Here is an 11,389-nt window from a genome sequence, read left to right as displayed (position 1 = left end):
GCGCGGGAAGGAGCACAAACCGGAGCCGAACAGTAGTGATTGGTGAGCATGGCGCCCGATTCAGCCATTTTATCGAGTGCGGGCGTAAACTGCCAAGGTTCACTGCGGTCGTTGGCTTTCATACGCTGCTTTTGCCAAAATACGCCGAGGTCTCCCCAACCCATGTCATCGACCAGAATAAAAATGATGTTGGGTCGGGCCGCCGGGCCGCCGGTGCGGTTCGGTTGGGCAGCGTTTACTTTGTCCTGCGCGAGTGATGGAGAACAGCTGAAAGTTCCTGACAAAATGGCCACAAAAGCCAAATTGCGAAGTCTAGATAAAGTCATTTTTAAGTCAAACAATTTAATGATGGGGTGCTATTTTTAAAGCCCTTCCGATACGGTTGCCCCTTCCGGCTTATTAAAAAAGTTTTTTGGCAAATCAGGTTTGAAGGAGATTTCCGACAAATCAATTTTCGTAATGTACTCGCCGGGCGTACCATCGTCCTGCAGCCAGTAAGTTCGGTAGCTTTTCGCGAAATGAAATCCCGCAACATTCTGCTCACCTTCGAGGGACATAAATTTCTCGGGCATGTGTCCACCGTCCTTGAAGTACCCAGGATAAGAGACGATGTACCGAATGACCCGTAAAAGATGGGTTTCCTGATCAAAATACAATATATAATAGTCCCCCGGAGCGTCCCCTGTCCCGTCGGCAAAGGTAACTTTCACTACGTCGTTTGGCTTGCCTTCGTAGGAAATGGGTTTCAATAGTTCAAGATTGACCCCTTCCCCGTCCAACACAAAGGGCTGTGCCATAAAGTAGTAAGGCGTCAGCGACCAAAATCTGGTGTTGAAGGGAAAGGTAGCGGTATCTTTGGTTACTACCCACGCCTGCTTCCCATCCCAACCAAATCTTGAAGCGCTATCGCCCACGGCGTAATGGATCGCCCGATTGCTCCATTGATCCACAACCTGGTAGGTATTTCGGGGACTGCCTTCATCCTGGGGCTGGTAATTAAAATGAAAAGCAATGGGCCCCTGTCGATACCAGTTGGCCAGTCCGCCATGCGCATTCATCGCCGCCCAGACTACCTTTCCTGCGTCACTGGCTTCTAGTCTGGTTTTTGCTTGCTCTACCCGATCATCGACCCAACTGTCAGGTGCCCTGGCCAAAGCGTTTTCTCCTTCACCGCTGGAAGATGAGTCCTTACCAGGCTGGCAGGACGTTAATAGAAATATTGCAAAAATAACGTGATAGCTGGCATTCAATTTTTTGGGCACGATCATGATTATGAGATAAGAAATTATGGCTCAATTTTTAATGTAAATGCTGGCAAATACTTGCCGAACTACTATATAAGGGGAGTAAGTTTCCTAAACTATTTTCCAGCAGATGATCCTTTTGAAACCAGTACTCCCACCACCATAGCGATTAAAAAGGATGGCGCTAACACGTCCAGTTTTACCAAATACGGCCCGATCGTGTCCATTTCCTGAAAGACAAACTTAAACAATGGCACGCATAAAAAGCCCGCGATCATGGTGGCAATGGCTCCTTTTTCGGTATAGCCCGGCCAGAAAAGCGTGAGGATAACCACCGGACAGAAAGTCGCCGCGATGCCTGACCACCCAAAAATAATGGTCCAGAATATTTGGCGGTCCGGAGAGAGGATAGCGGTCAGCATCGCGAGCCCCAAGGCAATCAATGCCATGCCCAGGGTTACCCAGCGGGAGAGGGTGGTCAAGTCCTCGTCTCTCAAATCGGGACGGAAAATCTTTTGGTAAAAGTCGCGGGTAATGGCGCTGGAAGCAAGTACCAAGAGCGAGTCGATGGTACTCATAATAGCCGAAAGTACGATGGCTACGTAGATGGCTACCAGTATATTCGGCAAGAAATTTTCCGTCATTAATTTCAAAACGTCGGTTGCGCCGATGCCAAATATCGTTTCCGGGTTCTGGCCCGGCTCGGTAAAAATGATTCGGGCCAGAATGCCAATCGTCACCGCTGATGCGTCGGTCAGCAGTGTAAAAATAGCCGCGACCCACTTTCCGTTATCAATTTCCGACTCGCTCTTGATCGACATGAAGCGGACGTACACCTGCGGCGAACCCAGAAAGCCCAGACCAATCATGGCAAACCCTAACATGGTGAACACGTTCATCCACACGTCGTCGCTACCTCCCCAAAGATGGGTGAGCGCGGGGTCGATGCGGTCGAGTCCGGCAATGATTCCCTGCCCCCGATCCATCGAAAACCAAACGACGATGGGCAGTAGCACCAGGCCAAAGAACATCAGTAGGCCCTGGAAGAAGTCGGACCACACTACCGCTACGAAACCACCGATGAAGATATAAACCAGCACGATGGTGAAGCCCAGCAGCGCCCCCGCGTAGTAGTTCATGCCCAGCAGCGACTCGAAGGCGATGCCTGTGGCGTCAATTTGCGAACTCACGTAGATGATAACGAACACCGAAAGAACCGAAGCCGCGATGATGCGCAGTGTGTGGGTGGTACTTTGGAAATGGCTTTGCAGGTAGTCGGGAATGGTAATGGACTCGTAGGCGTCCGATCGACGTTTGAATCGCTTGGCCATAAACCACCACGAAATGACCACGCCAAGTACCTCGCCCACCACGACCCAATAAGCCGACAGCCCCGCCAACGCCCCCATTCCCGTCAGCCCGATCAGTAGCCAGCCCGACTCGCCCGTGGCGCGGGCCGAGAAGGCCACCGCCCAGAAGCCCAGGTTCTTGCCCCCACGTAAAAGTCGCTCATGCTCTTGATCCGTCGGGAGGCCACGATGCCAATCAGGAAAAGGATGGCAACGTACAGGGCAAGGACGACTATTTTGGTGAGCATGAGGGTTTAGTGTTTTTTGGTTCGGAGGAGGGTTCCTCACAATTTGAGAGAGCGCAAAGGTACCTTACTTTTTCCCCGGACCGTACACTGCCCGGCCGGGCATGGCTCCGGTAGACTCTCCGTTTTTCAAAACCTGCGTGCCATTGACAAAGACATCGATCACGCCCTCAGCGAGTTGATGAGGTTGTTCAAAGGTAGCGCGGTCGCCGATGCGGGCTGGATCGAAGATGACCACGTCCGCAAAATACCCAGTTCTCAAGGCGCCTCGGTCAGGGATATCCAGATTACTGCAAGGCTGCATGGTCAGCCGACTGATGGCTTCAGCCAGCGAAATGACTTTCTCCTCACGGACGTATTTGCCCAGGAGCCGGGCAAAATTCCCGTAGGTGCGCGGGTGCGGACTACGCTTGAGACTGCTGCCTTCCGGCGCGATCGAAGCCGCGTCCGAACCGAAGCTCAAGTACGGCAAGGCAATCTGTTTTTTTACATTCTCTTCCGACATCAGAAAATAAGCCGTCCCGACCCGCGAGTCATCCATCACTACTAAATCCATCGCAGTTTCGTACCAGGAATGTCCGCGTTGGGCGGCTACCTCGGCGAGGGTTTTACCCACGTACTTCCGTAAAGAATCCTGCTTGAAACCCTGCAAAATCATCCCTTCCGGTCCGGCCGCCAGGGCCAGGTTTTCCCAATCTCCGGCGGGTTCGGTCATAGCTTTGCCTACTTTTTGCCGTGTTTCCGTGTCTTGCAGTCGTTCCCGCCAGGCTTGCAGGCCGCCTTCCTGCACCCAGGGTGGCATGGCCGCATCGAGTCCGGTAGCTCCGGCGGTATAGTTGTACATATTGGCCGAGATGAATAGTCCCGCCCGGCGTGCGCTATCGATTTTGGCGATCACCCGGTCAAGCTTCGGCCAGTTAGCCTTTCCGGCGGCTTTCAGGTGGTAAATTTCTACCGGAATCATTGCCCTTTTTCTAATTTCGATCATTTCATCCACGGCGGCTTCGAGCCGATCACCCTCGCTGCGCATATGGGCCGTAAAAATACCGCCGTACTGCCTAGCAACATGAGCCAGGGCCACTAGTTCGTCGGTCTTGGCAAAGGTGGCGGGGACGTAAATCAACGCGGTCGTCAGCCCCATCGCCCCTTCTTCCATGGCCTGGGCCACCAGTGCCTTCATGCGTTCGAGTTCGACGGGTGTGGGAGGCCGGTTGATTTGCCCCAGTTCGTGTTCCCGGATTTCGGAGGCGCTGACGAAAGAAGCAAAGTTGGTGGCTACCCCCTTTTGCTCAAGATGACGCATAAACTCGCCGAGGGTCGTCCAACTGATGTCGAATTTTTCCTCGTCCTGCTGCTGCTGCATCTCCGCTTTCATGCTTTCGGAAAGCGGCCCCATCGAGACTTCACCAAAAACCTCTAGCGTCACGCCTTGCCTAATATCCGAGAGTGACCGCCCGTCGCGGAGAAGAGAAATGTAGGCGTGGCTAAGCATATTCACAAAACCCGGAGCCACCGCCATCCCACGCGCATCAATTTCCCGCTTGCCTCGGCCCGGAAATTTTCCCACCGCCGCGATTCTACTGCCTCGCAGCGCCAGATCGCCGACCGTGGGCGCAGCCCCGGTTCCGTCGTAAAGCGTACCGTTGCGAATCACGACGTCGTAGGTTTGGCCGTATCCACTTGTAGCTAAGCAGGAAAATAAGAGTAAAGCGGAGAAATATTTCATTGAGGCAATAGAGAGTTGGTAGAAAGAAACAAGTGGCCGTCAGTTATTTCGCGGCTACCGCCCGATTGTTTTATGCCTCCACAGGGCGACTACATCCGTGTCTTCGTGTCCGTGGCCGAGGTTATTTTCTAAGAGCTTCACCTTCGTGTCGTATGCTTTCTCAAACTCTTTTAACAGGCCATACTGGTTGAGGTCGTCCTGGGTATAGGAAATGATAAAACCATTGCAATTGGTTAACGAACTTATACCTCCTTCCCGATCCAGCAAATCATAGCCTACAAACTCGAAATCTTTAAGCGGAATTTTTCCGCAGTCTTCCGTCGGTTCAACAGATACAGCCAAAAGATTGAATCGTGCTTTGGTTGGAACTTTGCTCAGCACGTAATCAAGCGACTTGAAAAATTCACTCAAATATTCATTATGTAGTACCCTATTGTCCCAGTAGTCCGAATTATTACTATCTATCCCGACCAGGGATTGGTTGAGCAAACCATCCACCGTGATGACCTCGAGCCGGGTTATAGCCTGCCATTTTGCATAGCGCTCCCAACCCAGCCCGTATTCATCATATTCTGCCCCGAAGCCAGTCCTTGCTGAGTAGTAGATGTCCATTGTTGGTATTAGGTTTTGGTCAATCAAAATCTTACTCCAATTCATATTGCCCGCTCAAACGTAGACTGACTACAATATCATTATCAGTTTTATTCCTAAAATACCAGCCGTGCCTACCTTCGTAGGGAGCCAAAAACGTGCCGATCAGGTTGTTGGAATAAGCGATCGTGTAGCTGAGAAAGAACTCTTCCTTGGGTGGCGTCGCCTCCTTGACTTCCCCGTGAAAATCAGAATAAAGCACGCCCTGGTCAGTGACCCATTCGTACTTGAGAGCACCGTATTTGAGGACCTTCACTTTGTATTCAATCCCGTTCCCTGCTGGTACCCGCACCGACACACTATCCTGCCGCTCCGCGTATTGCTGCACAGGCGGCGGATTATTAGCCTCCTTCGGCATGGGAACATCTGGCTCCGAACCCAGGTCTTCCTTTTTCAGAATAGGAAAAACTACTGCGCTTGCTTCAACCGTAGGAATCTCGCTTGGGCCATCTGCCTGATGGAGCCCGCTGAATCCCAGCAACCTCCCCGTCCCCAGCGGATCGGAGCCATATTCTGCGGGCAAGACGGCGGCCACAAAAAGAAAGGCACCCAGAACCAGGGCAACCAGAGTAGCGGTCAGAATTTGCTTTTTATTCAAGAGCGGCGAACTAACATTTTCCATTTTATGGCTGATTTTATTGGAGAAAATATCCGGTGAGTTGGTAGGCGATGAGGGTGAAACCAGCGGCCATGAGCAGGGTGTTGGTGACGGTGGCGAATTTTTTAAAGCTATCAAATTGCCGCCAGATACTGATAATGATCAGCACAAAAGCGAGGGCAATGAACTGCCCGACTTCCACCCCGACGTTGAAACCAATCAGATTAGTCAACAGCCCATCTTGCCCAAGTTCAAACTCTTGCAGTTTGCTGGCCAGTCCAAAACCATGGAAAAGGCCGAAGATCAAGACGGCAGCCTTCGCATTTGGCTCAAAACCAAATACTTTCTTGAAGCCATCCAGATTATCAAAACCCTTATAGACAATGGAAAAGCCAATGATGGCGTCGATCAAGTAGGCGTCGATTGAAATGTGGCTCAGCACGCCTAGCAACAGCGTCAAACTATGACCGATCGTGAAAAAACTGACGTAGATTAAAATGTCCCTGAGCCGATAAAGAAAGAAAATGACACCCACCAAAAACAAAAGATGGTCATAGCCCGTAATCATGTGTTTGGCCCCAATGTAGAGGAACGGGAAGAATGCCGCACCTTCGTTTCCCAACAAGAAAGCTTTGGTCTGTTCGTCTACCCCGTGGGCAAAAACGGCGCTGCCCGTTAGGAAAAAGAGAAGTACTGAAATGAGAGGAAGAGTTTTTTTCATGTAGTCTAACTTATGCGTCAATAAGGTCATCGAGTGCTTCATCCAGAGTTGGGTACTTAAATCGGAAACCTGCCTGTCCAATCCGCTCGGATTTCACGTACCGCCCGTAAAGTACCAGTTCAGGATCGGTTCGGAACAGAAGCTTTGCCCCAATTCTAATTATGAACTCGGGCGCAGGAAGACCAATCGGAACATTCATTTTCTTCCGCATCAGTCGCATGAAAACCTTATTTGATACCGGATTGGGAGCGCTGGAAATGTACATTCCCTCGTATGAATCATTGACGATCGACTGGTAAATGATCTCATTCATATCGTATTCATGAATCCAGCTCATTCCTTGCGTTCCGTCACCGACCGTACCGCCCAGACCTAGTTTTACGATTTGTTTCAAGCTGGCCAAAGCCCCACCGTTGCGTCCAATCACAAAACTTGTGCGAAGTACCACGCCCCTGGTATCGTCCGGGAGCGACTCATAAAATGCTTTCTCCCAGGACTTGCCCACAAAGGGGGCCAATCCGTAGCCCGTAGAGGATGACTCGGTACACAATTGCGCGGGCGGATCACCGTAGATATGTGCAGTCGACATCTGTACCCAAATCTTCGGCGGATTATCGATTAGCTTCATCGCCTGGCCGATGGTCTTGGTGGAATCCACCCTCGACCGGAGAATCAAATCGCAGTTGTCGGGAGTTTTGATGCAATCGACGGTTTTACCCGTCAGGTTTACAATTGCCTTCGCGCCATTGAGTTCATTTATCCATTCTCCGGTTGAAATGGCATCCCACGCAATGAAATCATGTTCTACTGAATCAGCAGGCTTCTTGCGGGCTACCAAGACAGGGCGCAGACCTTTACTCAATAAATGATCGGCGAGGCTTAATCCGATAAATCCGGTTCCGCCGAAGATGAGTACTTTTTGCATTAGTGTGGGTGTGAGGTACAATGCAAAGGTAATCGACGCGTGGGTATGGTAGGCGGAAGATATCAGCTTTTGTCTCCAAACAACTCTGTTTTCAGCTGTTTCGACAAAAATAGGACTTTATTTGTTATTTGAGATCGACAAAAATTTATGCATAAGTACGTAGCCATCCGGTGGCATTCGTTGCACATATTAGTTCACCCAAAATCTATCGATGATAAATATGAAAACCATGACTCTAAAAGATTTGCTACATAGCGCATCGACTCAATTGAAAGATTTATCGACGCTTGATGACCCAGATTTTAGACTAGAGCAAGCCGTATATAAAGAGGATGAAAAAATCTGGGAACTTATCGTATCCTACCTTGTAAGAAATAACCCTGCACCTACAAGCCTCTTTGCCGATATCACACTAAAACACATCAGGTTATATAAGAAGGTCAACCTTGACGAAAATGGAGAACTTGCTGGTTTCTATCTGTATGATATGGCAGGATGAAGATAATCGATTCAAACGCGCTTGTGGTCTTGGTGATAGGCTTGATTGACCCTAAACTTTTTTAAAACCCATAAAAGAACCTCTATCTACGACGAAGATGATTTTTCCGAGCTGCAAAACGTGATTGGGAGTTTAGAGCAAATTGTTGTCCTTCCAAATGTTTGGACAGAAGTTGACAATCTTCTAAATGGCTTTTCGGGGAATTATAAATACAGCTATATTTCAATTTTTGCTGATTTAATTGAGCTTACCACTGAAACGTATATTTCATCAGACAAAGCAATTTCAAAGTATGAGTTTTATCACCTGGGTTTGACTGACTCACTTATTTTGGAGAAAGCAAGCACCTGTGAACTTTTGATAACCTCGGATTCTAGACTATTTGACTACGCCAGCGCAAACGGAATACAAGTTTATGATTTGGTGAAGGCAAAAAATGCGAAGTTGAAGTAGTTCAAGTACTTGCTCACCCTATTACTAGCAGATCAAAAAATTTCACTAGGATTTTAAGCCGCAACCCTCCGCCGCTCCACCCAATCAATAATCTTCGCCGCCTCCTCCAATCCCGCCAACGCCGATCCAGCCACCGGATTCCCATCATAACTCATTGATAAATGCAGCGTGTCGTACACACCCACGAAGGAAAGAAACAGCTTTTTGTCAAGCTCTGCCAATTGCTGCTTGTACCATTCCACATCTTTCCGGCCTTTGGTTTTCTTGCCCAGGAGTTCATCTAGTGCTACCAATACACCTGCGTAAGCAGTGTGGCCCGCCATCTTGACGTATTTGATGTCTTTATAAAGACCGTCTTCTTTCCGTCCTTTCTCGCTCAACATTTCACGGGCGTTGGACAAATGTTGTTTGGCTTCTTCAATTCGATCCATCGCAATAAAAATCTTAGGGACTTAGCTGATTATCAAGCAACCGCCATGCGCTGCTCGACCCAGTCGATAATTTTATCGGCTTCTTTTAATCCCGCTTTAGCCACGTCAGCACTAGGGTTGCCATCGTAACCCAAAGCCAAATGTAAAGTACTATAGGCTGCGTCAAATGAATTCAAGATTTTCTTATCCATTTTTGCTAAACCCTGCTTATACCAAGTGACATCCTTACGGCCTTTTGTTTTTTTGCCCAAGAAACTGTCCAAGGCAACTAAAATCCCATTGTAGGCCGTGTTACCTGCCATCCTCACATACTTGGCGTCATAGTAGTACCCATCCTGCTTTTGCGCTTTCTCGCTCAAAATTTCGCGTGCATTATCGATGTACCGCTTAGCTTCTTCTATTTGATCCATGATGATGATTGGTTTTGCAAAAAGTGTTCCTCGCCTCGTGTTCCAAATGTAGTAATAAAGCCTCAACCAAAGTACTTGGCTGTCAGTTTCATCGCCCCGCCAACGTCTCCCCGTTTCGTACCCCTGTGTGCTTCCCTTCATCCACCGTTACTTCCCCGTTCACCAGTACATACTCAAACCCCACAGAATAAACGTGAGGCTTCGCAAATTCCGCTGCATCCCCGACGATAGCTTCGTCAAAAACGACGATGTCGGCCGCCATGCCGGGCAGGAGTAGTCCTCGATCACGGAGGTTGAATTTTTGGGCGGGCAGCGAGGTCATGCGGCGGATGGCTTCTTCGAGGCGGATGACCTTTTGGTCGCGGACGTAGCGGCCCAGCACGCGGGCGTTGGTGCCGTAGGCGCGGGGGTGCGGCATGCCCGAGCCGAATTTGGCGATACCCGCGTCGGAGGCGATCATCGCGAAGGGGTACTGCATGATGCGCGTCAGGTCTTCTTCATTCATGCTGAAATAGACCATTTGGGTACGGCTGACGGCCTCTATCATTTCCAGAATCGTTTCGGCTTCTTCCAGGGGCTTGGTTTTGCGGCCCTTCAACAGGTTGATTTCGCTGATATTCTTGCCGTTGTAGCTGGTGTCGGGCGCGTAGCGGGCTACCTGCGCGTACGAGTAGCTTTTGAGTTGCTTCCTTTTAATGTTGGCGGCCATTTCCTCCTTGATCTTTTTTCGGGTGGCGGGATCATGCAACCGGATGTGCAGCGAATCGCGTCCCCCGCTAAACGCCCAGGTTGGCAGTGCAGTGTCCAGTGAAGTGCTGCTAGCGACGTAGGGAGGGATACTGATCCACCGTCACGTCCAGGCCTTCTTTCCGGGCATTATCGACCAAGGCCAGCGTCTCGACCGAGCGGCCCCAGTTGGGCTTGTAGGTCACTTTGAAGTGCGAAATCTCGACGGGCATATTGGCGGCGCGACCGATGGCGATGGCTTCGCTGACGGCTTCGGTCACGTTGTCGCCCTCGTCGCGGATGTGCGAGGCGTACACGCCGCCGTGCTTGGCGGCGGCTTTGGCGAGAGCCACTACCTCGGGCGTTTTGGAGTAAGTACCCGGCACGTAGATCAAGCCAGTGGATAAGCCGACCGCGCCGTCCTGCATGGCTTTCTCAACCAGTTCTTCCATTTGGGCGAGTTCTTCGGCGGTGGGGTCGCGCTGCGCGTCGCCCATGACGGCCCGGCGGATGGTATTGTGGCCGATGAGAGAAGCGACGTTAATGGAGGTTTTTACGGAATCCAGCCGGGCGAAGTACTTCGTCATATTCAGACTAGAGCCACCGCAGTTGCCCGTCACGACCGTCGTGACACCATCGTGGATGAAGTTGTCGGCCGTGGGCGTCACCATTTCGTTGCCCTCGATGTGCGTGTGGACGTCGATGAAGCCGGGAGCGACGACCAACCCCGTGGCGTCGATGATTCGCTTGGCCTTGGCTCTGTCCAGCTTGCCGATGGCGGCGATTTTTCCGGCCTGTACCGCTACATCACCATAGTACCAGGAATTGCCCGTGCCGTCGATGATGCGGCCGTTTTTTATTAGTATATCGTAGGATTGGGCCAAGCTGGTTTTGGCCATGAACACAAAGGTAAGAAGACAGGTAAAGCGAAGAAGCATAGATGTATGTGTTTGGAGAAGATCGGAACGAAACCAAATATAAGCCTTTCAAAGATTAATCATGGCTTCGGGTTAGAAAAAGGATTCCCGTAGCTTTGGTAGTTTTAACACCCATAAATTCTTATTCACTTTTCTCTAACTACCCAAACTATGAACATCAAACCATTCATCTTGCTGGCTTCGCTGGGGCTATTTGCCTCCTGTGACACGAAAAATGACGAAGGCGACGGCATGGACTCTACCGCCGTGGCCGAGGCATCGCTCGAACAAATCTGGGCGACCGATACTACACTGATGACCCCCGAATCGGTGCTGCTTCACGAGGGTACTTTGTACGTGTCGCTCATTGATGGACAAGGCGGCGACAATGACGGCAAAGGCGGCGTCGCGAAAGTCGGCACCGACGGGCAAATCATCGACGCCAACTGGGTCACGGGCCTCAGCGCCCCCAAAGGCATGGGTATCATGGACGG

Annotated in this window: 15 protein-coding genes and 1 pseudogene; 3 read left to right on the top strand and 13 right to left on the bottom strand. The window is 50.6% G+C overall.

The annotated features are described in order from the left end of the window. The 9 genes from ACEW8P_RS07600 to ACEW8P_RS07560 form a co-directional block, all read right to left on the bottom strand. Positions 1-326: sulfatase-like hydrolase/transferase (locus ACEW8P_RS07600; RefSeq protein ID WP_373512492.1), on the bottom strand; the 326-nt coding region annotated here is incomplete at its 3' end. A 36-nt stretch (positions 327-362) separates the two neighbouring features. After that, positions 363-1,268 carry a hypothetical protein gene (locus tag ACEW8P_RS07595; protein ID WP_373512491.1) on the bottom strand — a complete coding sequence of 302 codons (906 nt, stop codon included), beginning with the start codon at positions 1,266-1,268 and terminating at the stop codon, positions 363-365. Positions 1,269-1,360: 92 nt separating this feature from the next. Beyond that, positions 1,361-2,713: a sodium/proline symporter gene (locus ACEW8P_RS07590; RefSeq protein WP_373512490.1), complete on the bottom strand. Its 1,353-nt coding sequence runs from the start codon at positions 2,711-2,713 to the stop codon at positions 1,361-1,363. Further along, entirely contained in the window at positions 2,668-2,841 is a 174-nt protein-coding gene (locus ACEW8P_RS07585) for a hypothetical protein (RefSeq protein WP_373512489.1), read from the bottom strand. Before ACEW8P_RS07585 ends, ACEW8P_RS07590 begins: the two co-directional genes overlap by 46 nt. A 64-nt stretch (positions 2,842-2,905) precedes the next feature. Then, complete coding sequence (locus tag ACEW8P_RS07580) at positions 2,906-4,564, bottom strand: amidohydrolase family protein (RefSeq protein ID WP_373512488.1); 1,659 nt, start codon at positions 4,562-4,564, stop codon at positions 2,906-2,908. Between the two features lie 54 nt (positions 4,565-4,618). Then, positions 4,619-5,176, bottom strand: a complete 558-nt coding sequence (locus ACEW8P_RS07575; RefSeq protein WP_373512487.1) for a hypothetical protein — start codon at positions 5,174-5,176, stop codon at positions 4,619-4,621. A 31-nt stretch (positions 5,177-5,207) separates the two neighbouring features. Beyond that, positions 5,208-5,837, bottom strand: coding sequence for a hypothetical protein (locus ACEW8P_RS07570; RefSeq protein ID WP_373512486.1), 630 nt, complete (start codon positions 5,835-5,837; stop codon positions 5,208-5,210). A 13-nt stretch (positions 5,838-5,850) separates the two neighbouring features. Beyond that, entirely contained in the window at positions 5,851-6,534 is a 684-nt protein-coding gene (locus tag ACEW8P_RS07565) for a HupE/UreJ family protein (protein WP_373512485.1), read from the bottom strand. 10 nt (positions 6,535-6,544) lie between these two features. After that, a complete protein-coding gene (locus ACEW8P_RS07560; RefSeq protein WP_373512484.1) occupies positions 6,545-7,459 on the bottom strand; it encodes a TIGR01777 family oxidoreductase in 915 nt (304 codons plus the stop codon). Between the two features lie 220 nt (positions 7,460-7,679). Here ACEW8P_RS07560 and ACEW8P_RS07555 point away from each other — a divergent pair, with 220 nt between their 5' ends. Both ACEW8P_RS07555 and ACEW8P_RS07550 read left to right on the top strand, forming a co-directional pair. Next, positions 7,680-7,958: a hypothetical protein gene (locus ACEW8P_RS07555; protein WP_373512483.1), complete on the top strand. Its 279-nt coding sequence runs from the start codon at positions 7,680-7,682 to the stop codon at positions 7,956-7,958. A 45-nt stretch (positions 7,959-8,003) separates the two neighbouring features. After that, a complete protein-coding gene (locus ACEW8P_RS07550; RefSeq protein WP_373512482.1) occupies positions 8,004-8,411 on the top strand; it encodes a hypothetical protein in 408 nt (135 codons plus the stop codon). Between the two features lie 53 nt (positions 8,412-8,464). On the opposite strand, the gene ACEW8P_RS07545 is transcribed toward ACEW8P_RS07550, so the two are convergent. The 4 genes from ACEW8P_RS07545 to ACEW8P_RS07530 all read right to left on the bottom strand — a co-directional run bounded on the left by ACEW8P_RS07545 (position 8,465) and on the right by ACEW8P_RS07530 (position 10,916). Further along, positions 8,465-8,842 (bottom strand): DUF5618 family protein, encoded by a 378-nt coding sequence (locus tag ACEW8P_RS07545; RefSeq protein WP_373512481.1) that lies wholly within the window; start codon positions 8,840-8,842, stop codon positions 8,465-8,467. Between the two features lie 32 nt (positions 8,843-8,874). Continuing rightward, on the bottom strand, positions 8,875-9,252 hold the full coding sequence (locus ACEW8P_RS07540) for a DUF5618 family protein (protein WP_373512480.1): 378 nt from the start codon (positions 9,250-9,252) through the stop codon (positions 8,875-8,877). A gap of 88 nt (positions 9,253-9,340) precedes the next feature. Beyond that, on the bottom strand, positions 9,341-9,961 hold the full coding sequence (locus ACEW8P_RS07535; protein ID WP_373512479.1) for an amidohydrolase family protein: 621 nt from the start codon (positions 9,959-9,961) through the stop codon (positions 9,341-9,343). A 109-nt stretch (positions 9,962-10,070) separates the two neighbouring features. Beyond that, positions 10,071-10,916: an amidohydrolase family protein gene (locus ACEW8P_RS07530; protein ID WP_373512478.1), complete on the bottom strand. Its 846-nt coding sequence runs from the start codon at positions 10,914-10,916 to the stop codon at positions 10,071-10,073. Positions 10,917-11,066: 150 nt separating this feature from the next. Here ACEW8P_RS07530 and ACEW8P_RS07525 point away from each other — a divergent pair. Continuing rightward, a pseudogene (locus tag ACEW8P_RS07525) lies at positions 11,067-11,389 on the top strand (ATP-binding protein); the annotation flags it as partial.

It is taken from the genome of Persicitalea sp. (assembly GCF_041751555.1).
In the GTDB taxonomy this organism is placed as follows: domain Bacteria; phylum Bacteroidota; class Bacteroidia; order Cytophagales; family Spirosomataceae; genus Persicitalea.
This window is presented reverse-complemented; position numbering and strand designations above follow the sequence as displayed.